The organism is Psychrobacter arcticus 273-4, from assembly GCF_000012305.1.
Lineage (GTDB): Bacteria > Pseudomonadota > Gammaproteobacteria > Pseudomonadales > Moraxellaceae > Psychrobacter > Psychrobacter arcticus.
Window position 1 is genome coordinate 573,706 of the sequence record NC_007204.1, and the last position, 24,720, is coordinate 598,425.

Sequence of the window (24,720 nt, forward strand, 5' to 3'; positions counted from 1 at the left end):
GTTTTTTAACCCTGTTTAAAATCCTTAAATTCGTCATCACCAAACAACCCTGGCTGGGAGACATCGACTTTGATACTGGAGCGTGCAGCTGGGGATAGGCCGAACTCTCGACCTAATGAGATAAGCTGTTTTTGTAGTGTGTTACGGATGCTGACCAATGCGGTCTGAACTTCAAAGCCGTTTGGAGTAGTACCAATCCAGTCTTTAATATTTTCGAGCTTGGAGCAGACGTCACCATAACGCGCTGAGGTCTCAGCATAAGCCCCAAACAAGTCGCCATCGATAACTGACAGTAATCCAAGCGCGACCAGCTGCGGGGCGATTTTGTCCCACTGCTTACGCGACTTGGCGTCTAACCAGTCGGGGCAGGGTGGTACTGCTATTGTTGGCTGTGCAGCATTGCTGGCAGCCTCACGGTCACTACGGACACGGCTGCCTTGCAACACTTTGAGCTGCGTCGGTTTGCGTGGACGGGCCATGGTGTCACCTGATAATGATTATTATTTGAGGGGGTATACCCCCTAAAGAGTTTTGACCACGTGAAAAAAAGCTTGGGGGCGATGGTCTCTGGGGGGAATCATGTTTACTTTTTACCCCACCCTCCCTGCCTAAGCTGGGCGATATCGTAGTCAGATAATTTATTATCGACTGTCGTTGTTTTGATTGAGTGACATGGATAGCACAGTGGCTGCCAGTTTGTCTGATCCCAAAACAATTCCTGATTGCCGCGATGCGGTAGGATGTGATCGACTACATCAGCACCTTTAGTGATGTCTTGTGTTATGCAGTGTCTGCATAATGGTTCATCGTTTAGAAATAGTAAACGAGCTGAGCGCCATCGGACATCGTAGCCACGTTGGGAGGCGGACAGTCTATGGTCGATACGCTTAAGCTTGGCGGGTTCGGCTTGCTTGATTTGGTTTGGCGCTTGGCGTTTAGCTTTAGGCTTATGTATCCTGCACACACCATTGCCGACCGCGCGAGCATTGCAACCTGCATGGCTGCAAAGCGTGGTGGGCATCAAGGGCATAAGGATTGTCCAAAAAGAAAGCCCACTGCGGGGGCAACGGGCTTAACTGGTGATGTTTGATTGTCTGCTTTATGATTGGGCAGGTACTTCGAATATGAGAAATAATAGGTCAAACTGTTCCATTATTCAAGTAGGCTCTGAGTAGCCTACTAGCTGTAACTGTATCTTAGCCCTTGCTGCTGCTGCGTTCAGGCTCATATTATTCAGGATAAAATTAATGTAATCAGACATCTGATGCCGTGACCATGTTGCTTTAGACATTCCAGCAAATGCTGCTCGTTCATTATTACTTAAAGCGTAGCCGGTTGTCTCGTTGATTGGGTACTGCCATTCTACTAAAGCGGTGCGTACTATCTTGTTTATATATTTACTGGGTATCTCTGTAGTTAGTAGCGCGGTGTAAGCAGTCACCAAACGAGGTTGGACAGACTCAGGGAAGCCATCGTTTAGATAGTGATAGCAATCTGATTGCAGGTCGCTTAGGTTTGCGTAAGCTTCGGCTGCTGCTCTTAAGTATTCTTGTCTCATGATAAATATCCCCCGTTATTTATAGCCAATATATATACAGGTGCAGGGTTGTGTCAAAGGTTCAGGGTTGTACTTTAAACCCTGAACCTCTACAGACCTTGTAAATACTAACTTATAAGAGATAGGTGCATAGGTTGTATAGGTAGTAGGGTTATAATTCCGCACGGGATAAAAATTATATAGTGATTAATATTAGATATATTTAAGTTATTTATTTATTTCCCGCGCGCACACAAGCAAAAACCCTGCAACGTATGCTACAGGGTCTTGTATCGCTTGGTATTATTGGCTTGTAGAGGTGCAGGGTTTGTATTTAACTATGAACCTAACCCTACAACCCTGCACCTACTTATCACTTTGGATCATAAGTCGCGTTGATTGCTGACTTAAATTTTTGAATGTGGGAGCCTAACCAGTCTTGTTGGGTGCTACATTTACCAGATGGATGTTCATGTGGCATATTGATAGCGATAATTGTTGATTGTTTGGCGCTCATCATATTTGGTGTTTTGTATTTTAAGCGGGTTTTGTGCTCACGTCTACCAATATATGTCATTACTTTGGTTTCAGTAGTTGGCCTCTCACCGTTACGGTGGCACCAGTTGCGATATACAAAATATAAGTCAGTGCTCAGGCAGCTACAATAAGGAATATCAAACTCCTCTTTTACCCAGTCATCGTAGAAAACTTCCCAATTAGGTTGGCTCAACCGGATAAGCTGATTTTTACTGGCAGTTATGATTGCAGGTGTATGTGCTGTCTGGTCTTTTAAATCAGTTAACATAAGCAAAGTGTAGAAAGCCCGTAACATCTTAGCATCTGCGTCCGTTAAGGCTGTCGCGACATCATTTAGAATGGGTTCGGGAATCTTTTGTTGTGGATAGCAGACGACATGACGCCTATCATTTTGCTCAAGCGATAGCGGCTTCATATTATTTGATAAGAAGACGGCATTGACGAAGTTGTCTTGTTGCCAACCGCTCATAAATTTTTTGCTAATATAAATTGTATTTCCGGTAATGAGTTGTTTAACCATGCCCATTTGACTGTGACTATCGTTACCGCTAAATATCTCCTCAAATAGTGCGTAAAGCTTATCCGATACCCAATCATTGTAGCTAGAATCAAGCTGACCTTGCCCCAGCGTGACAGCATAGTCGCCATAGATGCGAGTCATAACACGGTCAAAGAATAACGACTTACCAGCGCCTTGTATCTCACCATGAAAGATAAGGGCGGTATCAAGCTTGGTACCAGGTTGTTGTAACGGTATAGCTAACCATCTAAGCACCCACTCATAGACTTCTTTACTGCCTTCGCAGAGGTGTAGTAGTAGGTCGGTGATCGGCTTGCACATGGCAGCAGCGTCACTTAGCTCAGTCTCAATCGGCTTTAATGGTAGACCGTCAAATGTATTGATAGCGATGTCTTTGTCGTGTTTGGGTGATTTGGTACGTGTTGGGTCAAACCAGATGTTATCCGCCTTGATAGTAATGCGTGCCTCTGACTTAAGCCAAATCTCATACTCATTAGGACGCGCTAGCTTGATGGTATCGACTGGCAAACGAATACGCTCAACGTCATCCCATACTTCTTTGGTACCGTAAATAAGGAAGTAACGCTGAAACATCGATTGAGCTTCAACAGCCATCATCACATCAAGGTCTTTGGCGACTTCTGACTTTGCAATCTTACGATGCTTCGTTTCCCACCAACGCGCCGCTAATTTCTTATTGCCAATTTCATTAGCAAACTGAGTCTTGGTGTATTCAATCTTTTGCTCAGTGTCATAGACTTTGTTAGTTACTTTGCCGATATCGGTGATTTGGGCGTAACGCTTGATCATATTGGCCAAGCGCATTTCTTGCTCAACATCAGCGGGTACATTGCCGTTATGCTGTGGTATAGGCGCATCAGTAGTGCTGTGATCATCATTAGCAGCTTGGGTCACTATTGATTGGTTCGCCAGTGCATGCTTGATTTGACGGGCTACTTCATTAAGTCCAGAAGCGGCAGCGAGGTCGTTGAAATCTGAATGTTGTTTGCCTTGCATTAGTTGATGACCTCGCTATAAAACAGTGTTACAAGTAAAACAATTGACCATAAAGTTACAGCATAAACTTGATAACGGTATAGTCGTTTGCCGACTCGTATTTTGTGTTGGTTAGTTATAAATGCGTAGGCTTGTAGCCCGCAGATATGGATGATAGCGACTAAGTATAGGTAGACGCCTATTTTTTCTAATAAGCTCATGCTGCGTCCTTATCGATATCTGACATATCAAAACTGGGTACAACTAACTCGCCATTAACTGCCAGTGCCGCCAGTTTGGCATCGCGTATGCCAGCATTGTATTCAACAAGGGGTTTTGGTTCTTTACCGGCTGCGATGTCTTTATCACGCATCTTGATAGCAGTGGCGCTGTCATCATCAGCACAGATGATAATGCGGTGATCAGGATATTGAGCACGGATTGATTGAGTGACAGGAATTAGGTTGTGGGCGTTAAAAGCAACGATGACAGGCAGACTGTAGCTCATTGCATCAAACACAGTAGCGCCAGTGGCGTAGCCCTCACATATCAGTATGATACCCGCGCTGAACATGGCAGGGCTGCCAATGGTGAAGTAAGCACCACTGACCAAGCCGCCTTTTAAAAACAGCTTATCGCTATCAGGTGCAATGGTCTGTACGTTGACCAGTGTTATTTGTTGTTTATCAGCATTGTGGTAATACATGGGAATGATTAAATTATCATTAGCGTCTTGGCTTAATCCAATGGCTGAGACATTTTTGCGCAGTAAATAAGGATGATCGTCAGCAGCAGGTTTGGCGTTATCCCAGATGCTTTGAGCGCGACTGGCAGCATCGATGCGAGCCTGGCGCTTTTCGGCTTTCTCAACTGCCTCACGCTCGACTTGCTGTGATTGCCATTGGATGCGCTGCTCATCAGTCACTTCGCTGCTTGCGTCAAGACCGATAGCACCTGCGATTAGCTTATTGGTTTCATGCACATCAAGACCGGTAAACTCTTTAACCAGCATAAAGCCATTGCCAGCGCCGCACTGCGAGCAGATCCAAGTGCCTTCGCCGCGCTTGTCATCACAGCGAAATCGGTTTGAGCCACCACACATAGGGCACGCTTGATGCTGATGTGCAGGTTTGCTAAAAGCAATGCCAGCAGCAGGGAATATCGTCGAGACGTAGTTGCCAACCGCTCCGGCGCGTATGGCTTCAAAATCTAGTGGAGTACGTTTATCTGACATTATTCTTCTCCATATCTCTCTTGGCGATTTCCATAATAGTTTGGACTTGGCTCATTAATGCATGAGCGACTTTTTCCATTGCTTTGAACTCATCTGGTGTAATAATTCCGTCGGCATATGCTTGTAGTATTATTGCTAAAGCATCCGCTGACTTACGACCAAGCTCGCCAATGTCTGTCATTATTTCGCTTTCGTCGTTAGGGTCAGGCAATAAAAACCATCCTGCTCTACCATGAGCACAACAGATAGCATCCATGATTAGCCCTGAATTTGGCGCTGCATTTAGCAGTTGCTCGATAAGTAAAGGCGGACAAGTGTGAGAAGTGCGGTTTGGATTAACTTGTAGTGCAGCTGTATTGTAGTTAAGACCAAATGTCTCACAGATACCGCCTAGTGTGCCACGCGGCTTCATGGCAGCTTGATAGACCGCTGCTTCCAAATCCAATACGCAGTTTTCAGCACGCTCTGCTGCTGTATATTTTTGCTTCGACATATTGCCCCCGTTATTGTCGTTCTTTTATTTTGGCTTTAGCGTTAAGCTAGTTGTTGTTGATTACTTGGATCGTTTGCTGGAGCGGGGAATATGTCAGGACGAAGCTCATAGCTAGGAATATTCGTTTTTTCACTGATTTTTGAGACATATCGTGCAGAGGCTTTGCCATCTCTGTTTAGCCACTGCCAAACGTTCTGTTGTTTAGTGCCGATTAGGTTTGCAAGCTCAGTTTGACCACCAGCTTTTTTAACTGCTTTGGCAAGAGCTTGTTTAGGTGTGATTGTTTTACTACTCATGATGTAAATCCTTTGTTGTTAATTTTATTGTATTTAATCATTTGTTGTTAATTATGTCAAATCTTTTGTTGTTAGCTTTGCAACTTCATTTGTTTTAAATTAATAGTAATTACGGAGGGCAACAGTTATGGCACTTGGACATCGAGTTAAAGAAGCGAGAGAGTTTAGAAGTCTTAAACAAGGGGAGCTTGCTGAACTTATTGGATGGACTCAGCAAGCACTATCTACACTAGAAAATAGAGATAGTAAAAAAAGTTCATACTCGGCTCAAATATCAAAAGCACTTGATATCGATATCGATTGGCTTATAAGTGGCGCTGGTGAAATGATTAACACGAAAAAAGAGGCTAAATCCGCTAAAAAATTAATTAAGTATGTACCTGTGAAAGGGTCTGCCCAGATGGGGGATAACGGTTTTTGGTCGGAGTTAGATTATATGGGCGCTGGCGGCGATGGATACTTAGAAGTAAATAATGCCAGTGATTCGGCTTATGTTATACGTGCTGTAGGCGATAGCATGTTTCCCGCTATTCGTTCAGGCTGGTATATAGTCTTTGATCCTAGCAGAGAGGCGTGCTCAGGTGAATATGTGCATATCGTTTTGAAAGATGGTCGCAATATGGTTAAAGAGTACGTGAGCTGCCAACATGGTATTGTTAATTTAATATCAGTAAATGGAATGGAAAGAATATCTTTTAATTGTGAAGATGTTGATGTGTTAAATCCTTTTGTTGAGATACAACCGCCAAGTCGATTGCGTGATGATTTAGATTTATTTGATACTAAGTGTGAGGAGATGTAAGAATGAGCTCAAGACCATGGATAGAGTATTGGGCTGAACATTACTTTGCGTATGCTAAGCCAGTCTCAAAAGACAACCCTTTAAAGCGCGGATGGTGCGTATATATTGAGGTTTACGAGTTTGATTAGCGATATCCTTTGAATTTTTAAACATATTTTGTTGTTTGTCTTTATTTATTTTCAATTTAAACAACAAAAGATTTGACATTAATAACAACAAATGATTAATATATACCCGTAATCAACAAAACGGGTATAACGTCATGTCAGATAAATATAAACCTGAACGCGATATTGATACTGTCACCGTAACTTCAGTTAAAGGTGATAACAATCATAAAGTACAAACGCCGCGTGCTCAATACGAGAACAATCGCCTCCAAAACATACTTGCTGAGCGAAATCAGCAGCTTCAAACTGTCGAACAACAACTGACTAATACACAACTTAGCTATAAGCATGCGTGCAAAAACACTCGTATGCTTATGGCTTTGTGCGTTTTGTTGATCGTTGTTATGTCGTTGGGCGGTGAGCAATGAGCCAATTAATCAGCACTTTTCAGATTCGCTTTGATGACGAAACCAAAGCTGAAATCGGCGAATTAAAAAACAAGCTGGACGAAGTTAATAAGAACTTAAGCGCTAGAGACAGTGGCTTATGGTCTGAATCTAAGAAAAAGTCTAATAGCCGAATTGGACAAATTATAGCGGGCGCTATTTCTAACCAAATAAAAGAAATGTCACGTCCAGATGGTTTGCTAAAAACCATGCAAGCGGACGCGGCAAATGATGCGCCACACCCTGCGCTTAAGCAGATGGGTCAGTGGGTGTTTGAAGGGCAAGATGAAAAATATCAATCGGCCGCCGTCGACGGGGATGGCAGGGCTTTTCTTTATCAATATAAAAAATCAGCACTAAGACTTGGGGAGGCGAAAAGATACTTCATCGATTCGGGTTGCGATATGCACCAAATAGATGGGGTCTTTGACACTACCGACTGGCAAGATAGCGCGATTGACCGCGAAACTGTCAACGATGTCGATTATTTAAGCGAAAGCGTGCCTACTATCCAAGGCATGGAAGCTAGCTATATCATAGTCGATGAATTGCAATCTGCATTGCTATCAAAATCAGTACCCCAAATCACTCAAGCTGATATGCCGCTTATCTTTATCAAAAACCTATCTGACGTTTTAATCCAGCGCATGCATAGCATGGATCGTTTTAGCGAGGATGACTATGCGATTGGCGGTGATAAATTAATAGCGTGGGATATTGTTATTGATAGGAACGCAAAAATTGGGTTTTTAACTGCACTTAATGAAGAGAAAACCAATTTCACTTTTTGTTTCTTATCTCAAGACACGTGGCTATTACAAAACACAGTAAGCGTATCTTATACCGCATCAAATGTGAGAAACCGTGAAGTCCGCACCATCACCGAAGACCAACTGCCAGCATTCCGCGCGGCACTGGAGGCTTGCTATGCGTAATATCGCCAACATCAAGCCGAGCGCTATCCTAGTATCGCTTATCCAAAGCGCCAAGCTTAGCAACACTGTCAGCCGTATCGCCTTGCGCGATGCCAACATACAGTGGCGGGCTCATATTTCCAAGCCAAGCCAACTACGCGACCAGCAAACCATGCTCGATGTCGCTGCGCAATTACGCCTGATCATTAGGCAAGTCTCACAGAAGCAGTGCGGTATTAAGAGAATGAGTTGGTCAACACTCGTATATCTCGAAGCCGATTTGCGTAGCGCATACGCACAAAACATCAACCTTGAGCCGCTACTTGACATTGTAGCCGCCAATAGCGAACACAGCGAGGTAGCGTAATGTCTATAAGTAAGCGTAAATCGGGCCCTTTACTGATTAATGTCAGTGGTGCGGCGCATATCGGTGTAACGACGGCATGCGACCGTGTGCAGCGCTGCTTGAATGCTCAAGGCATCCTCACCGATGTACTCAGTCTCGAGCGCAGTATCGATGTTGTGAATTTTGATGATGATTATGTCCTTGGCAACTACATGCATTTAGACGTCATCTTGTTTGACAAGCATCGCAATACTGACTCAGCAATCAAACGTCGTCTAATTCAGCCGCTTTGGGAAGAAGAAGGCATCACGCCGGATATCAGTATCTTACTCACTTGCTCCCTTGCTAATTATCAGCGTCAAGTCAGTCAGCGTAGTGATAAGCATAAAAAAGTGGCTCAGCATGAGACGTATCTGACGACTGACAAAGTGCACTACGGCACACGCAATCATCATGTCGTCGAGACGGATGGTAAAAACGGTCAGTTATATGCAGCCGGTACGATTAAAAGCTTGATATTGCGGGAGTTAACGCGATGAGTAAAACATTATCTCTAACGCGCAGAGCGCACCTATTTATCAAAGACGGCCAATTTTTTATCAAGCTGCAACGTCAAAATCAAAGAGATCCAAAGCGCGATGATTATTACATTGTCAAAAAATTTGAGCTAGAACGTTTAAAAGAGATCCGCGATTGGGCCGATGCAATGATTAAAGCAAGTGAGACAAGTAATGACAAAAAAGATTAAAAGAATCACCTTTGCAGCGAATGGCTACGGTTTGAGCTGGTTGGAAGTAGACACGCACAGCTGGGAAATCGTAGGCGCGTGTGGTGCTGGTAGTCACTTAATCGGTCGGGCATGTCGCCTGGCTGACCGTGGCATGAAAATAGAATATCGCTACGGTATCGGCTACAAGCGTATCGAAGCGAACGTTGAGAAGATGGGGTAAGTTATGAGTATAAAAAATATTGAAAAGCAGCCAGTTATTTTAAATGCTCAAGAAGTTAGAGCAATTTTACATGGCGGTAAGACGCAGCATAGGTCAGTCATTATTCCGAAGGTGGAAGGTGTTGGGTTGCGCTTCATTGACTACGGAAAAGGCTGGAAAGCGTATGAAACGGATGATTCAGACACAACACTACCCTCTGATGATTTGTTGGTTAAATGTCCTTATGGTGCGGTAGGCGATATTTTAAATCTACAAGGCGCAAGCAGTGGACGAATGATCAGATTAGGTCTAAAAATAACTGCTATCCGAATAGAGCAATTGCAGGACATATCACATAAAGATGCTGTTGCTGAAGGCGTAAATCATTTTGATATTGAAGCGCCTTTGCGGGATCAACCTTTATCAGTAGCGCAGATTGTATTTTCGAGTCATTGGGATGCTAAGCAACTTGATGATGACACGGGTTGGGATTCAAATCCGTGGGTTTGGGTTATTGAATTTGAAGAGGTGGCAGACTAATGGCTGATGATGCTGATCGCGCAAACGACTATGTTGACTTAACAATGGCTCACTGCCTAAGTCGCGCACCAAAATTTGATAAACCGTCGCTGACAGAATGTATGGAATGCGGCGAAGATATCCCCGCTAAACGCCAAGCGATGGGCGGGGTTACGCTCTGTGTGGATTGCCAAAGCGTGTTTGAAAAAAGGGGTAAGTGATGCTTATTTATATGAATACTTTATTTGCCATCGTAGGCGCATCGATAGCGCTAGGCATGCTTATCACCAGCATCATTTGGTTGCTAGTGGTTGAATTTAGAAAAGAGGAGTGATTAAGATGGCTAATACAACTAATATTCCGCAAATTATTGACCAGCTTATCGAAGTAATACAAAATGGTGGCGGGTTGATTGATTGGGTACAGGCTGAGCGCTTTGAGCAAATCACTGGTATCAAGCAATCAACGTTACGCGGCAAGCATGAAATGTGGCCAGAAGGCATTGTCTGGGCTAAGTTTGATGATGGTCGCCTCTATTATAGTATTGCGGGGTATAACAATTGGGCAAGTCAGCAAGCAGCAAATCGCTGCCCACAGGCGTCACCGAAAGAAACGGTACTATCCGTATCTGGTGGATGTGGCACAAAAAGAGGCGCTGGCAAACGCTTGAAAAGCTCCCCGCAACTGATCGGGGCTACACCACCGCGTCTGTTATCAGAAATCGCTTAGCAGACCATGCCAAATGGGGCACACTTACTGAAGATATCATCAATGAGTTATGCGGTAACGATGATGCCCCAAAAACCACTCCTACCTTTTTAGATTACGCTAGGCTTTACCTGAAACAGTCAGATGTCAGTAAAGCCACCTTGCGTGAATACGCAAAGTCCCTCGATAGATACTGGATACCGCCCTGGTACCAACGCGAAATCCATACCATTACCGCAAAAGAAGTCCGCACATTGATAGCGGACATTATTTGGTCTAGCGAAAAGACGCGTAATAACAATCTGATCCCCTTGCGTGGGGTTTTTGGTATTGCATTAGATGATAGCGTCATCCATACCAACCCAGTCGATAAGATAAAAAACACCAAGCATCAATCACCGCCACCGGACCCATTTAGCCGTGATGAAATGGAGCGTCTGCTTACCTGGTTGCATGACAAACACGGTAAAGATGAAGCGGTATATTGGCTATATTTTGAATTGGCATTCTGGACAGGTATGCGCACAGGCGAGCTGCTCGCACTGACTTGGGATGATATCGATTGGGATGCGGGACTAATCAAAGTCAGTAAAGTCATGAGTGATGGTGAGCTGGTTAATCGTACCAAGACAGCTGAATATCGTGATGTGTTTTTTAATGCACGCAGTGAAGATGCGCTGAAGCGATTAAAACGTATCAAATCAGCTGTGAGTGATCGTCTTTTTATGTCGCCGCGCTTTATTAATAGTGCTTGGCAAACAGATAAGACGCCAAGACGGGCGCTGACTGAAGCGATGAAAGCGACCGGCATACGACATCGTGCTACTTATACGACGCGCCATACTTTTATAACTAACTGTTTAACGGATGGATTGAATATATACTTTGTGGCCAAACAAACCGGCCATAGCGTGAGAACGCTTGAGACTAGATATGCGCGCTGGATCGATGTATCGAAAGCGCGTAGTGAGATTGCTAAATTAAATACGGGGAGTAGGTAAGATGTTTATTAATCACAAGCGGTGCCCAGACTGTGGAAATAGGCTCAGAAAGAATGATTGGCGGTGCAGGGATTGCGAGAGTCAAAGCTTAACCAATTGGCCACTAACTCTAACAATCTGGTTTGGGTTTATGGCTTTGATAGGGATTCTTGTACTCAACTTCTTAGAAACAGCATGTAAGAGCAGCCTTATACAGCAGATTGCTATAAATTGGGGCATGAGCTGTTGATTTGTGCCAAATTTGTGCCAAAAAAATAACTCAACGACCTAAGCCGTTGAGTTATTTAGTATTTCTTGGTCGGAACGGCAGGATTTGAACCTGCGACCACTACACCCCCAGTGTAGTGCGCTACCAGACTGCGCTACGCCCCGAATGACTGACTATTTTACGCAAAATTATGTATATTGCAAGGGCTATTTATATTAGCCCAAATCTACAATCGTATTTTGCCTATAACAGTCAGCATAACCAATGAGCCGTTCTCCTTAATCCAAAAGCTCTTTTAGGATTTGGTTGACTTGCTGCGGGTTAGCACTACCGCGACTGGCTTTCATGACTTGACCAACCAGGCCGTTAAAGGCTTTTTCTTTGCCGCCGCGATACTCTTCAACCATTGCTGTATTCTTAGCAATGACCTCTTCAACGATGGCTTTGATAGCACCTGTATCGGTTTCTTGCTTAAGACCTTTTTCTTCGATGATTTTATCTGCCGCGTCATCAGCATCGCCGCCCGCGCGTTCATACAAGGCGCCAAATACTTTTTTAGCCAATTTACCAGATAAGGTATCGTCTTTAATACGTGCTAGCATGCCAGCCAATTGCTTGGCGCTGATAGGGGAGTCGATGATATCTTTGTCATCTTTATTCAGTGCACCAAGTAGGTCGCCCATGACCCAGTTAGCAGCCATCTTAGCATCTTGCTGATCAATCTCAGCAACGACATCTTCAAAGTAATCAGCAATTTGACGACTACCAGTCAAGATACGAGCGTCATATTCCGAGAGACCAAGCGCCTCTTCAAAACGCGCGCGACGGGCAACCGGTAGCTCTGGCATCGCTGCACGAATGCTATCAACCGTGAGCTGCTCAATGCGCACAGGTAGCAAGTCAGGATCAGGGAAATAGCGATAGTCGTTGGCGTCTTCTTTAGTACGCATAACACGAGTTTCATCGCGCTCGGGATCATAAAGCATCGTTGCTTGCACGACCTTGCCACCATCCTCTAAGATATCGATTTGACGTTCGATTTCACGATTAATAGCACGCTCGATAAAGCGAAATGAGTTTAAATTCTTCAGCTCAGTACGAGTCCCCAATTCTGCACCAGGCTTACGAATAGAGACGTTACAATCACAGCGGAATGAGCCTTCTGCCATGATGGCATCTGAGATGCCTAGCCAAGTCACCAGCTGATGAATGGCTTTGATATAAGCAAGCGCTTCATGAGCTGAGCGCATATCAGGCTCAGAGACAATTTCAATCAGCGGCGTACCAGCACGGTTTAAATCGACGCCAGTCATACCATCGACGGCATCATGAACGGATTTTCCAGCATCTTCTTCTAGATGCGCGCGGGTAATCCCCATGCGTTTAGGGTATTCGTTCTTTTCACCTTCATTGACAACGACATCAATATAACCCTCGCCAACGATAGGGTTTGCCATCTGGGTGATTTGATAGCCTTTTGGCAAATCAGGGTAAAAATAGTTTTTGCGGTCAAAAGTATTGAATAAACCAAGCTCAGCGTTAACACCGATACCGAATTTTAGCGCACGATCGACCACACCAGCATTTAGTACTGGCAAGACACCCGGCAAACCCAAGTCAACGATACTGGCTTGGGTGTTTGGTTCGTGACCAAAGTCAGTCGGTGCGCTAGAGAATATCTTACTTTCAGTATTAAGCTGGCAGTGAATCTCGATACCGATGACCACTTCATAACCATCAACGAATAGCTCTGGACGAACATCGTGTTTGCGAACGGCATTGTTGTCAGTAGTAGGTGCTGTGTTCATTATACCGTCTCCTTCGCGATGGTAGAGTGTTGCAAATGATGATCTGTATGCTGCTGGAATAAATGAGCAGTAGAGAGCAATTTGCTTTCTTGCCAATATTGTCCAATCAATTGCAAACCAATAGGTAAGCCTGCTGAGGTTAAACCAACCGGCTGACTAAGCGCAGGTAGACCCGCTAAGTTGACACCAATGGTATAAACATCACCCAAATACATCGTTGCAGGATCGAGGTCTTCACCAAGTTTATAAGCCGCTGTTGGTGCGGTTGGACTGGCGATCACATCACAATTGGCAAAGGCATCTTCGAAGTCTTTGACGATGAGGCGGCGAACTTTTTGTGCTTTGATGTAATAAGCGTCAAAGTAACCAGCGGATAGCGCATAAGTACCTGACAAAATACGGCGCTGTACTTCAGGACCAAAGCCTTCAGAACGCGAACGCGTGTATAAGTCAATCAAGTCTTTTGGGTTTTCACAGCGATACCCAAAGCGTACACCATCGAAGCGTGATAGGTTCGATGATGCTTCAGCCGGTGCCAGCATATAGTAAGTGGCAAGAGTAATCTCTGGATCAGTGATAGTCACCTCTACAATGGTCGCGCCAAGCTCTTCGTATTTCTTTAACGCTGCACGAGCCGCTTGTTCGACTTCAGTATCAAGTCCTTTACTAAAGTATTCTTTAGCAACACCAATACGCAAGCCGGCAAACGGTTTATCACCAGCGCTGGCAGCAGCGTCATTTAAATCTTGTACATAATCAGGCATGTCGTATTTGATAGAAGTGGCATCGCGTGGGTCATGACCAATCATTGGTTGTAACAGATAGGCACAGTCCATGGCACTACGTCCCATACTACCGGCTTGATCAAGACTGGAGGCATAAGCAATCATACCGAAGCGAGAGACGCGACCATAAGTAGGTTTGATACCGGTTAAGCCGCAAAATGAGGCAGGCTGACGAATTGAGCCACCAGTATCACTGCCCGTAGCGACTGGTACAAATCCCGCCGCCACTGCTGCTGCACTACCGCCTGATGAGCCACCAGGCACGTGTCCTATGTTCCAAGGGTTGTGCACAGCACCGTAATATGAGCTTTCGTTGTCCGAGCCCATGGCAAACTCATCCATATTGAGCTTACCAAGACTGATCATGCCCGCTTTATCGATGTTAGTGACGATGGTCGCATCATAAGGAGAGATAAAGTTGTGCAGCATCTTAGAACCGCAGGTGGTCAATACGCCTTGGGTACAAAAAATGTCTTTATGCGCCATTGGCACGCCAAGTAATGGTCGCTTATCACCTTGCACGCGCATCTCGTCCGCCGCTTTTGCTTGTGTGCGTGCTGTCTCAGAGGTATGAGTGATAAAACTGTTAATCTTACTATCAAGGGCGTTGATACGTTTGATATAGTGGTCAGTCAGCTCAAGGCTGCTAAATTGTTTGTCTTGCAGACCAGTAATGAGCTGCTGGGTACTTAAGAGATGAAGTTCAGACATAAGGTGTCGTCCGTCAAAATGTTAATAGCATAAAATAAGATAAGAATTCAGAGAGCGACAGCCGCCTATTCAATCACTTGCGGTACCAAATACAAGCCATCTTCCACGGCAGGGGCGACCGATTGATTGCGCTCGCGGTTAATATCGTGTTTGGCGACATCAGCACGCAGGTCTTGACAGGCTTCATGAATATTCGATAAAGGTTTGATGTCAGTGGTATCAACATTGCCAAGCGTATTCATCAGCTTTAATATTTTGGTAATATCAGCAGCGTAGCTATCGGCAGTATTTTCATCGACACCTAAACGGGCAAGGTTGGCAACTTCTAAGATTTCTTCACGGCTGACAGTGTTGTCAGACGTTAATGGTTGCTGTGACATAGTGTCTCCAGTTACGGACAGTTTTTGTTAAAGTAGAATATGACTAAAACAGATAAGCGCTAAAATAAGCGACTTATATAAAGATGTAGGTATACAGTGGGTTTATTATAAAGCATCTGACCGAAGTTTACAGAGCAGGACACTTGATTGCGGCACAATCTTTACTCAGATCGTTACTCAAAGCGGCTTTACTAAGTACTCCTTTACTAAGTACTCCTTTACTAAGTACTCCTTTATTAAAAAAGGATTAACCAGATAACCGATTTCGTAAAGTTGACCGGATAGTAAAAAATTGACTGTCAATTACACCCCATTCAATGACGAAATACGTTACAGTGGGTAGCTGCTGCTAAGCAAATCATCAAGCAAAGTACTTAGTAAATATTATAAGACGCTAGCTGCTTGTTAATGATTGAATTAAAGGGTGTTTCATTAAAGCGGCTGGTATGGTCTGTGATTTCAAACTTTGTAACAACTTTTAGCGAATAAGAGTGAAATCCTAGCGTACTGATGCAAATATCTGTGTTTTTTTTGAGCCAAATCGGTATAATTTAGCTCAGTTTTTTCATTTCATCATTATAGCTTCGGTTTGACTTGTTACGATGATAAACTCTCGCCACAGGTAATGTCTAAAGACGACCTGCTCAACACTGACCAGTAACCCCTCAGTCACTCTCATTCGCCTCATTTGTAATGCGCTGGAAATATTAGTCATGAACCTGTTTGGATTTTTATCAAATAATATCGCAATCGACCTCGGTACTGCGAACACCCTTATTTTTATTCCTGGTAAAGGCGTGGTGCTCGATGAGCCTACGGTGGTCGCGCTTCGAAGTAATCGCACACAGAACCCTACCGTTGCTGCTGTTGGTATTGATGCCAAGCAGATGCTGGGTCGTACACCTGCCAATATTACTGCTATCCGCCCATTAAAAGACGGTGTAATTGCTGACTTTGAAGTGACGCAAAAAATGCTTAAGTATTTTATCGCCAAGGTAAAAGCCAAGCGTTTTATGGCACAGCCTAACGTGGTGGTTTGCGTTCCTTGTAAATCCACCCTTGTTGAGCGTAAAGCGATTCGTGAAGCAGTATCGTCAGCGGGTGCTAGCAAGGTATTGCTATTAGAAGAGCCAATGGCAGCAGCGATTGGTGCTGGCATGCCGGTTCATGAAGCTAGTGGTTCAATGGTCGTTGATATCGGTGGTGGCACTACTGAGATTGCCGTTATCGCCTTGTCAGGCTGTGTCTATGCTGAATCTATCCGTATCGGTGGCGATATGTTTGATGAAGCCATCATTACTCATGTGCGCCGTACTCATGGCTGCGTGATTGGTGAAACCACGGCTGAGCGTATTAAAAAAGAAGTAGGATCTGCTCTAAATGAAGATAGCCAGTTAGAAGTAGAAGTGCGTGGACGCAGCATGGCAGAAGGGGTGCCAAAGAGCTTTACTGTCAATTCAGAAGAAGTACAAAAAGCTTTGAGTGATCCGTTAAGTGGTATCGTCAGCGCGGTCAAAGCGGCACTTGAGCAGACGCCACCTGAGCTATCATCAGACATCGCTGAGCGTGGTATTGTCTTGACCGGTGGTGGCGCATTGCTCCGTGATTTGGACAAACTTATTTCAAGAGAAACAGGTCTGCCAGTGACAGTCGCTGAAGATCCATTGACTTGTGTGAGTCGTGGCGGCGGCATTGCGCTTGATTTTATCAATAACAAAAGCCTAAATATGATTTTTGTATAAATCATTGTTTATCAAGCATTGTTTATCAAGCATTGTTATATCGGCAATGTTAGATAAGGCTGAAGTTAAAGATAAATAGGTATGAAAAAAGGTGGATGAATAACATTAAAGGTAGCCAATAAGGTTGCCTTTAATGTTGTTAATAAAAGCTATCTATCGCTAATAGATACTTAGCATTTTTTGATACAATCATCTTTTATATAGTGCTATTCAGTGCTGGCAACTGCTCACATTAAAACCTCTACATTAGACGAACTATGACTCCAAGTATTTTTGCTCGCCAGCCACTCGTGCTTCGTATGACTGCTGTTTTATTGATAGTGGCATTGATACTGATGTGGTTTGATAGCAAAAATCCAGAATGGTTCAATCCTATACGCTCAAGCAGCCACGCCGCGATGCAGCCTATTTATGAGCTGTCATTGCTACCCAGTTATGCCAAACACTGGTCAAGCGGTAGTCTGCAATCAAAAGAAGCGCTGCGCCGCGAAAATATGCAGCTCAAATCGCAGCTTATTCACGCCCAAGCCAAATTACAGCAGCAAGATTATATCTTGGCGCAAAACGCCCGTTTGCAAGGTATTCTATCGACCACGAGTCCAGAGCAATTTGATTTAAACTTGGCACAAGTGATTGGTACCGACACCAATCTTTTGCGTCAAATTGTGGTATTGAATAAAGGTGCTCAAGATGGGGTGCAAGTTGGACAAACAGTCATCGATGAAGACGGCATCTTAGGGCAGATTATTAATGTCTATCCTAATACCAGCCGTTTATTACTAATTACTGATGAGCGGCAGTCCGTCGCCGTTACTGTCAAGCGGACTGGTCAGCGCGCTATTGTCACTGGTCAAGGCATACCTACCTCATTGAGCCTTGAGTATGTTTTTAAAACCTCAGATGTGCGTGTCGGTGATGAACTGGTATCATCTGGATTAGGTGAGCGTATCCCTGCAGGCTATCGCGTTGGTCGTATCGCGCATATTGAAGACACGCAAGCAGATAATTTTAGAAGTATTAAAGTCACTCCTGCGGCAAACTTTGTTAATAATGCTTATGTGCTGATATTGCAAGACAAGCTGGCTAATAAAGATAATATTGGCATCACTGAGCCTTAATAATAATTATTCGAAATAATAATTGTCCGATATTTAGCCGTCATCTCATTTAAGCGCGCTGTTTTGTTTTACGCCTCGTTTTTTATTCCCTGCAATGCTCAATTTATCATTAAGTAGCTGCTAAACATCCGCCAAAGGTAAGTATTCATGGCATATCCTGATTCTGATCATGCAAATGGGCTGCTGCATGCCGTGATTGTACTGAGTTTTATTATTGCCTCATCGCTCAGTGTTTATCCATTAAGCCCTAGTATGGCCACATTGCGTCCTATGATCATGATCATGATACTGATTTATTGGTTATTATTTCAGCCACGTTATGTGGGCATTTTTAGCGCCTTTACCATTGGCCTTATTGCTGATTTACTGATGGATACTCATTTAGGACAACAAGCTTTTTCTGCTGTGGTAGTGGCGCTCATGATAAAGGTCACCAGTATTTATATCAGACAGCTAAACACGGTTAGTGCATGGATAATAGCCAGTTTGGGATTGTTTGTGTTTCAAGCGAGTTTATGGATGCTACAGATGTTTGTGCAAAATGTCTTTGTTGCCCAATCTACTTTTTCTTTATTGATGAGCATCATCAGTTGGCCATTGGTGCTTTTGACGTTACGAAAATTTGTACGCTAATCAGGGTAGTTATTGCAGCGATTATCAACACAAGTATTTTAATTAAAAATGATTTTTACAAGCATCTACTATAAACGACGCTCGTTTACTTTGGGCTAAGCCTATCAATACCCAATTTTTATACAATAAGAGAGTAGCCATGGATATCATCTTAGCATCTGGCTCGCCGCGTCGTCGCGAGTTACTAAGTAGAGCGCAACTAGAGTTTACTATTATCAGCGTCGATATCGATGAAACGCCTTATCAGGATGAGTTGCCCAAAGACTATATTGTCCGTATGGTCGCCGCTAAAGCAGAGGCAGCAGCCACGCAGCTAAATATACAGTTAAAGAATAATGAAGCTCACTCATCTAAGTCACTCCTATCTCAGCCCATTATTTTATTGACCTCTGATACGATTGGCGTATTACCAGATGGCAAAACAGTCTTGATCAAACCAAGCAATCGCGAAGATGCTTATCATATGTGGCAGCAAATGTCTGATAGCACTCATGAGGTATGGACGGCTGTACAAGCGACGCAACTCTCATTGCATTCTAAACATACGGATGAATTCGATACTGAGCCAGTATGGCAAATCATCAATCAGAAACAAATCATTGAACGTACAGAAGTAACTTTTATAGCGCTTACCCCAGAGATGATGAGTGATTATTGGGACGGTGGCGAGCCTGCTGATAAAGCAGGTGGCTATGGTATACAAGGACTGGGTGCGGCTTGGGTTAGCCGTATCAATGGCAGCTATACCAATGTGGTGGGCTTGCCGCTTGCACAAACACTGGCATTGATTAAAGAGATGACCAACACTGCTATGCTTGAAAACTTTGATGCCTAAATAAAAGATACTTAATAAAGCTTAAATGCTCAAAAAGCTAGAGTAGGGGTATTTATTGATTCAGCTCTGCTTAATATTTAGTTGAGTATTAATTCCACTGCACATAATGACACGGTTGTGTCATGGGCAAAAGCAAGTGGCATTTGTTACACTGTCAGGCTACCAAACTATGAATGCTTCACCAGAAAGCTAAGTGATAAGAGAAAACACTATGTCCGAAGAGCTGCTGATTAATATTAGTCCCATGGAATCCCGTGTCGCCGTATTAGATAACGGTATCTTGGGCGAGATTTATATTGAGCGTCATCATAAGCTGGGTTTGGTTGGTAATATTTACTTGGGCACAGTGGTGCGTGTTCTGCCGGGTATGCAAGCAGCCTTTGTCGATATTGGTCAATCACGTACCGCATTCTTACACGTTAATGATATGCAGCGCGAACCACGTCCAGTCGCAAAAAGCAGCAAGATTGAAAAGACTGATGATGAGCGCACAATTATAGAGGCGACTGCTGATGATCTAGCCGTCACGCCGCCTGTAGTAAGTACGCAAAGTACAGAAGCCGTACTGATTTCGAAAACCCTTATCCAGCATCGTCTGCATGAAAGCCAACGTATTTTGGTACAAGTGACCAAAGATCAGCTGGGCAGTAAAGGCGCGCGCTTAACCACCAATATATCGCTACCATCACGCTATCTGGTCTATTTGCCATCGAGTGATCATATCGGCATCTCGCAGCGTATTGATGGTGAAGATGAGCGTACTCGCCTCAAGACTGAGCTGAATAGTCTTATGCAAACCGTCAATCTTAAAGGTGGACTGATTGCGCGTACGGCAGCTGAACGGGTACCTGTCGATAAGCTCGAAGAAGATATTTACTATCTTTTGCAATTATGGCGGACGATTTGTGCCCGTCACCAAGAGATGAAACAACATCAAAGCTCTGAGCTTATTTATCAAGAATTGTCACTACCGCTACGCTCTATTCGTGATTTGGTACATGCCGATACCGAAAAAGTGATTATTGATAATGCGCAGATATATGAGCAGGTTAGATACTTTGCCAAAGAATTTGTCCCTTTTGTTTATGATAGAATTGTGCATTACACAGCTGAGCAGTCGCTATTTGATGTTCACCGTGTCGAAGATGATTTACGTGATGCGCTCAAACGCCGCGTTGATTTAAAGTCTGGTGGCTATCTGATTATTGATCAAACCGAAGCGATGACAACTATAGATGTTAATACTGGCTCATTTGTTGGTGGACGTTCACTAGAAGATACCGTCTATAAGACTAATCTAGAAGCCACGCACGCGATTGCCCGTCAGCTGCGCCTGCGTAATCTGGGTGGTATCATCATCTTAGACTTTATTGACATGCTTGAGCAGCAGCATAAAGATGATATCCTTGAGAGCTTGCAGTCACAGCTGGTACAAGATTATGCCAAAACCAAAATCACCCAAGTCAGTGAGCTTGGTTTGGTTGAGATGACTCGTAAGCGTACCCGTGAGTCGCTTGGGCAGCAGCTATGTGAGCCGTGCTCGACCTGTCAAGGACGTGGTTTTGTCAAAACAGCTGAAACCGTCTGCTTTGAGATATTCCGTGAAATTATGCGTTGCGCTCGTACTTACAACTCTCCCAAAAAGTTTACCGTTGTCGCCCATGCAGCTGTGATTGATTTATTACTGACTTCAGAGTCGGATACCGTAGCAGATTTAGAGTATCTACTCGGTAGAGTGATTACCTTTGATGTCGAAAATTTATATACCCAAGAGCAATATGATATTGTGTTGGACTGACATTATGGACTGAGCTTCTCGACTGAATTTTATATTAAGACTTGATATCGAATCATGGAAATTGAGTGCATTTGGTTGAATGGTTTAGCGTTGCTAGTTAGTAAGCCAATCGATTAAAAATTGAGAGAATTTGGTTTAAAAACCAATATTTATAGTAAATAGTTCTGTATATCATTGTAAATAAGCCTCTTGCAATCGTCTGATTATTATGTATAATACACACCACTGAATTATATATGCGCAGCCAATCAAACAGCTGGCGCTATGACAGCTAGAGCATCGTTTCTAGCACTATTTCATTATGCCTTTGCTGACATCCTATAATGGAAGGGTCGGCGGGGCTTTAAACTATTTTGCTTTTGGCACGCTATAAGTTCCGTTAAAGAACTCATTCTGGTTAAGAACAGAAGGCCGCTTTAAGTGAATATTTAACCAAACGGCTTTTGCTCATATCCTTGCAAAGCAAGAATGGCAAAAGCACATATTAGGAGCTTGCTGGCATGGCTAACCAGAGAATCCGTATCCGTCTTAAGTCTTTTGATCATCGTCTGATTGATCAATCTGCACAAGAGATCGTTGATACTGCAAAGCGCACCGGTGCGCAAGTTTGTGGTCCTGTACCGTTGCCGACTCGTATTGAGCGCTTCAACGTTCTAACTTCACCACACGTAAACAAAGACGCTCGTGATCAGTACGAAATCCGTACTCATAAGCGTATGGTTGACATCGTTCAACCTACCGACAAAACTGTGGATGCGCTAATGAAGCTTGACTTGGCGGCGGGTGTTGACGTTCAAATTGCTTTGGGTTAATGCACATAAACACCCAACCCATTAATATAAGATATAAAGAGGTCTAAAATGGCGATCGGTTTAGTCGGTAAAAAATGCGGCATGACCCGTGTCTTCACTGAAGCAGGCGCATCTATCCCTGTAACAGTAGTTGAGATCAGTGCGAACCGTATTACTCAAGTAAAAAATACTGATGTAGATGGCTATCAAGCCATTCAAGTTACCACAGGTACCCGTCGTGACAGCCGCGTAACAGCCGCACAAAAAGGTCACTTCGCTAAAGCTGGCGTTGCCGCTGGTCGTGGTGTTTGGGAATTTCGTGCCAATGACAGCGATCTTGAAGGTCGTGAGATTGGTGGTGAGATCCTAGCTGACTTGTTCGAACAAGGTCAGATGGTTGATGTCACAGGAAGCAGTAAAGGTAAAGGTTTTCAAGGTCCTGTAAAACGTCATAACTTTAGCATGCAAGATGCTACTCATGGTAACTCAGTATCTCATCGTGCACATGGTTCAACTGGTCAAAACCAGTCACCAGGTAAAGTATTCAAAGGCAAAAAGATGGCGGGTCAGATGGGTAACAAGCGTGTTACTGTTCAAGGCCTAGAAGTGATTTCGGTTGATGCCGAAAAAGGGTTACTTGTCATCAAGGGTGCTATCCCAGGTGCCACCGGTGGCGATGTCATCGTACGTCCGTCAGTCAAAGCCTAAGCAAGGGGATTAACGTGGATTTAAAAACAGTTACAGGGGCGGCAGTTGAGCTTTCTGATACGGCTTTCGGTCGTGAATTCAACGAAGCACTAGTGCATCAAGTCGTCACCGCATATCTTGCTGGTGCTCGCCAAGGTACACGCGCTCAAAAAACCCGTGCCGAAGTTTCTGGTGGTGGCATTAAGCCATGGCGCCAAAAAGGTACTGGTCGTGCTCGTGCAGGTTCTATTCGTAGCCCAATCTGGCGTGGGGGCGGTCGTGCATTCGCGGCTAAGCCACAAGATTGGTCACAGAAAGTTAACCGTAAGATGTATCGCGGTGCGATGCAGTGTATCCTAGCCGAATTGATTCGCCAAGAGCGTCTGATTTTGGTTGAAGAGATAAGCGTTTCTGGTCCTAAGACCAAAGAGCTGATCGCAAAGTTAAATGAGCTTGGTGCACCTCGTGCATTGATCGTCACTAAAGAAGTTGACGAGAACTTATACTTAGCTGCTCGCAACATCCCACATGTCAATGTACTTGATACAAGTGAAGTGGATCCAGTGAGCTTGATTGCTTTTGACAAAGTAATCATGTCAGTTGAAGCTGCGAAACAATTTGAGGAAGCACTAGCATGAACAACGCAAGACTTTATCAGATCCTAAGAGGACCTGTATTCTCAGAGAAATCTCAAATGCTTGGCGACTCACTTGGTGTGCAGGTATTTAAAATTGACTCTAAGGCTACTAAGCTTGAAGTTAAGAAAGCAGTTGAGATGATGTTTGAAGGTGTTGAAGTTTTAAAAGTAAACACATTGAATGTTAAAGGTAAGACAAAGCGTTTTGGTAAAAGTATCGGCCGTCGTAACGACTATAAAAAAGCCTATGTTACCTTAAAAGCTGGTCAAGATGTACAAATGGCTGATGCTGGTGAAGAGGTCGCAAATACGACTGCTTCTACTAGTGAAACAGCGAATAACGAATAAGGATTACACTCATGCCTATCGTAAGAGCAAAGCCAACATCACCAGGCCGTCGTTTTGTTGAAAAAGTAGTGCATCCACACCTTTATAAAGGTCGTCCGTTTGCAGCGCTTCTAGAATCAAAAAGCAAGACCGGTGGTCGTAACAATAATGGTCGTATCACTACTCGTCACATCGGCGGTGGTCATAAGCAACATTATCGTATTATCGATTTCAAACGTACTAAAGACAATATCCCAGCAACGGTAGAGCGTATTGAATACGATCCTAACCGTACTGCTCATATTGCTTTGCTTAAGTACGCTGACGGCGAACGTCGTTATATTATCGCTGCTAAAAAGCAAGCAGTTGGCGATACTGTAATGTCAGGTGAATTATCACCAATTCGTCCAGGTAACTGTTTACCGCTGAAAAACATACCACTAGGTACTGTGATCCATAATATCGAACTTAAAATCGGTAAAGGCGCACAGATGGCTCGTGCTGCGGGTGCTAGCGTTCAGCTACTAGGTCGTGACGGTATTTACGCAATTCTTCGTTTGCGTTCTGGCGAAACTCGCCGCGTACACGTAAATTGCCGTGCTGTTATCGGTGAAGTTTCTAATACTGAAAACAACTTGAAATCACTTGGTAAAGCCGGTGCTTCACGTTGGAGAGGTATTCGTCCTTCTGTTCGTGGTGTCGCGATGAACCCGGTTGATCACCCACACGGTGGTGGTGAAGGTCGTAATAAAGGTCGCCATCCTACTAGCCCTTGGGGTCAGAAGTCTAAAGGACTTAAAACGCGTAACAATAAGCGTACTGACAGTATGATCATCCGCCGCCGCGCCAAGAAGAAATAAAGGAAGAATTTC

The 24,720-nt window shown here is 44.0% G+C and carries 31 protein-coding genes and 1 tRNA gene; 21 read left to right on the forward strand and 11 right to left on the reverse strand.

The annotated features are described in order from the left end of the window. Window positions 1-5: 5 nt before the first annotated feature. From PSYC_RS02415 to PSYC_RS02450, 7 genes are all read right to left on the reverse strand, one after another. Window positions 6-479, reverse strand: a complete 474-nt coding sequence (locus PSYC_RS02415) for a phage terminase small subunit P27 family (protein WP_011279764.1) — start codon at window positions 477-479, stop codon at window positions 6-8. Window positions 480-583: 104 nt separating this feature from the next. Next, window positions 584-1,030, reverse strand: a complete 447-nt coding sequence (locus tag PSYC_RS11315) for an HNH endonuclease (RefSeq protein WP_011279765.1) — start codon at window positions 1,028-1,030, stop codon at window positions 584-586. Between the two features lie 126 nt (window positions 1,031-1,156). Next, on the reverse strand, window positions 1,157-1,558 hold the full coding sequence (locus PSYC_RS02425; protein WP_011279766.1) for a hypothetical protein: 402 nt from the start codon (window positions 1,556-1,558) through the stop codon (window positions 1,157-1,159). 352 nt (window positions 1,559-1,910) lie between these two features. Beyond that, complete coding sequence (locus PSYC_RS02430; protein WP_011279767.1) at window positions 1,911-3,611, reverse strand: primase-helicase family protein; 1,701 nt, start codon at window positions 3,609-3,611, stop codon at window positions 1,911-1,913. 196 nt (window positions 3,612-3,807) lie between these two features. Continuing rightward, window positions 3,808-4,824 (reverse strand): primase-helicase zinc-binding domain-containing protein, encoded by a 1,017-nt coding sequence (locus PSYC_RS02440; RefSeq protein ID WP_011279768.1) that lies wholly within the window; start codon window positions 4,822-4,824, stop codon window positions 3,808-3,810. Next, on the reverse strand, window positions 4,814-5,317 hold the full coding sequence (locus tag PSYC_RS02445; RefSeq protein WP_011279769.1) for a phage regulatory CII family protein: 504 nt from the start codon (window positions 5,315-5,317) through the stop codon (window positions 4,814-4,816). The genes PSYC_RS02440 and PSYC_RS02445 overlap by 11 nt, the downstream gene beginning before the upstream one ends. 41 nt (window positions 5,318-5,358) lie before the next feature. Beyond that, window positions 5,359-5,613, reverse strand: coding sequence for a transcriptional regulator (locus PSYC_RS02450; protein ID WP_011279770.1), 255 nt, complete (start codon window positions 5,611-5,613; stop codon window positions 5,359-5,361). A gap of 127 nt (window positions 5,614-5,740) precedes the next feature. Between PSYC_RS02450 and PSYC_RS02455 the strand changes: the two genes are divergently transcribed. The 11 genes from PSYC_RS02455 to PSYC_RS02505 all read left to right on the forward strand — a co-directional run bounded on the left by PSYC_RS02455 (window position 5,741) and on the right by PSYC_RS02505 (window position 11,388). Then, a complete protein-coding gene (locus tag PSYC_RS02455; RefSeq protein ID WP_011279771.1) occupies window positions 5,741-6,415 on the forward strand; it encodes a S24 family peptidase in 675 nt (224 codons plus the stop codon). A gap of 262 nt (window positions 6,416-6,677) precedes the next feature. Then, window positions 6,678-6,953 (forward strand): hypothetical protein, encoded by a 276-nt coding sequence (locus PSYC_RS02460; protein ID WP_011279772.1) that lies wholly within the window; start codon window positions 6,678-6,680, stop codon window positions 6,951-6,953. Beyond that, on the forward strand, window positions 6,950-7,906 hold the full coding sequence (locus PSYC_RS02465; protein ID WP_011279773.1) for a hypothetical protein: 957 nt from the start codon (window positions 6,950-6,952) through the stop codon (window positions 7,904-7,906). The genes PSYC_RS02460 and PSYC_RS02465 overlap by 4 nt, the downstream gene beginning before the upstream one ends. Further along, window positions 7,899-8,252, forward strand: a complete 354-nt coding sequence (locus tag PSYC_RS02470) for a hypothetical protein (protein WP_011279774.1) — start codon at window positions 7,899-7,901, stop codon at window positions 8,250-8,252. Before PSYC_RS02465 ends, PSYC_RS02470 begins: the two co-directional genes overlap by 8 nt. Next, the gene (locus PSYC_RS02475) at window positions 8,252-8,770 is read left to right on the forward strand and encodes a hypothetical protein (RefSeq protein WP_011279775.1); all 519 of its coding nucleotides are present in this window, start codon (window positions 8,252-8,254) and stop codon (window positions 8,768-8,770) included. The genes PSYC_RS02470 and PSYC_RS02475 overlap by 1 nt, the downstream gene beginning before the upstream one ends. Further along, complete coding sequence (locus PSYC_RS02480) at window positions 8,767-8,979, forward strand: hypothetical protein (protein ID WP_041757489.1); 213 nt, start codon at window positions 8,767-8,769, stop codon at window positions 8,977-8,979. The genes PSYC_RS02475 and PSYC_RS02480 overlap by 4 nt, the downstream gene beginning before the upstream one ends. A gap of 40 nt (window positions 8,980-9,019) precedes the next feature. Next, on the forward strand, window positions 9,020-9,181 hold the full coding sequence (locus tag PSYC_RS02485; RefSeq protein ID WP_187147102.1) for a hypothetical protein: 162 nt from the start codon (window positions 9,020-9,022) through the stop codon (window positions 9,179-9,181). A 3-nt stretch (window positions 9,182-9,184) separates the two neighbouring features. Continuing rightward, entirely contained in the window at window positions 9,185-9,700 is a 516-nt protein-coding gene (locus PSYC_RS02490; protein ID WP_011279776.1) for a hypothetical protein, read from the forward strand. Beyond that, entirely contained in the window at window positions 9,700-9,900 is a 201-nt protein-coding gene (locus tag PSYC_RS02495) for a TraR/DksA family transcriptional regulator (RefSeq protein WP_011279777.1), read from the forward strand. The genes PSYC_RS02490 and PSYC_RS02495 overlap by 1 nt, the downstream gene beginning before the upstream one ends. 118 nt (window positions 9,901-10,018) lie before the next feature. Next, the gene (locus tag PSYC_RS11505) at window positions 10,019-10,408 is read left to right on the forward strand and encodes a hypothetical protein (protein WP_049750914.1); all 390 of its coding nucleotides are present in this window, start codon (window positions 10,019-10,021) and stop codon (window positions 10,406-10,408) included. Continuing rightward, on the forward strand, window positions 10,315-11,388 hold the full coding sequence (locus PSYC_RS02505; RefSeq protein WP_011279778.1) for a tyrosine-type recombinase/integrase: 1,074 nt from the start codon (window positions 10,315-10,317) through the stop codon (window positions 11,386-11,388). The genes PSYC_RS11505 and PSYC_RS02505 overlap by 94 nt, the downstream gene beginning before the upstream one ends. Before the next feature lie 295 nt (window positions 11,389-11,683). On the opposite strand, the gene PSYC_RS02510 is transcribed toward PSYC_RS02505, so the two are convergent. The 4 genes from PSYC_RS02510 to gatC all read right to left on the reverse strand — a co-directional run bounded on the left by PSYC_RS02510 (window position 11,684) and on the right by gatC (window position 15,280). After that, window positions 11,684-11,760, reverse strand: a tRNA-Pro gene (locus tag PSYC_RS02510). Window positions 11,761-11,874: 114 nt separating this feature from the next. Next, a complete protein-coding gene (gene gatB / locus PSYC_RS02515; protein WP_011279779.1) occupies window positions 11,875-13,404 on the reverse strand; it encodes an Asp-tRNA(Asn)/Glu-tRNA(Gln) amidotransferase subunit GatB in 1,530 nt (509 codons plus the stop codon). Then, window positions 13,404-14,900, reverse strand: a complete 1,497-nt coding sequence (gatA, locus tag PSYC_RS02520) for an Asp-tRNA(Asn)/Glu-tRNA(Gln) amidotransferase subunit GatA (RefSeq protein WP_011279780.1) — start codon at window positions 14,898-14,900, stop codon at window positions 13,404-13,406. Before gatA ends, gatB begins: the two co-directional genes overlap by 1 nt. 65 nt (window positions 14,901-14,965) lie before the next feature. Beyond that, a complete protein-coding gene (gatC, locus tag PSYC_RS02525) occupies window positions 14,966-15,280 on the reverse strand; it encodes an Asp-tRNA(Asn)/Glu-tRNA(Gln) amidotransferase subunit GatC (protein WP_011279781.1) in 315 nt (104 codons plus the stop codon). Window positions 15,281-15,993: 713 nt separating this feature from the next. Between gatC and PSYC_RS02530 the strand changes: the two genes are divergently transcribed. The 10 genes from PSYC_RS02530 to rplB all read left to right on the forward strand — a co-directional run bounded on the left by PSYC_RS02530 (window position 15,994) and on the right by rplB (window position 24,708). Further along, entirely contained in the window at window positions 15,994-17,022 is a 1,029-nt protein-coding gene (locus tag PSYC_RS02530; RefSeq protein WP_011279782.1) for a rod shape-determining protein, read from the forward strand. 257 nt (window positions 17,023-17,279) lie between these two features. Beyond that, on the forward strand, window positions 17,280-18,140 hold the full coding sequence (gene mreC / locus PSYC_RS02535) for a rod shape-determining protein MreC (protein ID WP_011279783.1): 861 nt from the start codon (window positions 17,280-17,282) through the stop codon (window positions 18,138-18,140). A 147-nt stretch (window positions 18,141-18,287) separates the two neighbouring features. Beyond that, window positions 18,288-18,773: a rod shape-determining protein MreD gene (gene mreD / locus PSYC_RS02540; RefSeq protein ID WP_011279784.1), complete on the forward strand. Its 486-nt coding sequence runs from the start codon at window positions 18,288-18,290 to the stop codon at window positions 18,771-18,773. 139 nt (window positions 18,774-18,912) lie between these two features. After that, window positions 18,913-19,608 carry a Maf family protein gene (locus PSYC_RS02545; protein WP_011279785.1) on the forward strand — a complete coding sequence of 232 codons (696 nt, stop codon included), beginning with the start codon at window positions 18,913-18,915 and terminating at the stop codon, window positions 19,606-19,608. 211 nt (window positions 19,609-19,819) lie between these two features. Next, window positions 19,820-21,406, forward strand: coding sequence for an Rne/Rng family ribonuclease (locus PSYC_RS02550; RefSeq protein ID WP_011279786.1), 1,587 nt, complete (start codon window positions 19,820-19,822; stop codon window positions 21,404-21,406). Between the two features lie 500 nt (window positions 21,407-21,906). Beyond that, window positions 21,907-22,218 (forward strand): 30S ribosomal protein S10, encoded by a 312-nt coding sequence (gene rpsJ, locus PSYC_RS02555; protein WP_010196670.1) that lies wholly within the window; start codon window positions 21,907-21,909, stop codon window positions 22,216-22,218. A gap of 48 nt (window positions 22,219-22,266) precedes the next feature. Continuing rightward, complete coding sequence (gene rplC, locus PSYC_RS02560; protein ID WP_011279787.1) at window positions 22,267-22,905, forward strand: 50S ribosomal protein L3; 639 nt, start codon at window positions 22,267-22,269, stop codon at window positions 22,903-22,905. A gap of 14 nt (window positions 22,906-22,919) precedes the next feature. Then, complete coding sequence (rplD, locus tag PSYC_RS02565) at window positions 22,920-23,522, forward strand: 50S ribosomal protein L4 (RefSeq protein WP_011279788.1); 603 nt, start codon at window positions 22,920-22,922, stop codon at window positions 23,520-23,522. Next, entirely contained in the window at window positions 23,519-23,869 is a 351-nt protein-coding gene (gene rplW, locus PSYC_RS02570; protein ID WP_011279789.1) for a 50S ribosomal protein L23, read from the forward strand. The genes rplD and rplW overlap by 4 nt, the downstream gene beginning before the upstream one ends. Before the next feature lie 11 nt (window positions 23,870-23,880). Next, complete coding sequence (gene rplB / locus PSYC_RS02575; RefSeq protein ID WP_011279790.1) at window positions 23,881-24,708, forward strand: 50S ribosomal protein L2; 828 nt, start codon at window positions 23,881-23,883, stop codon at window positions 24,706-24,708. Window positions 24,709-24,720 lie beyond the last annotated feature (12 nt).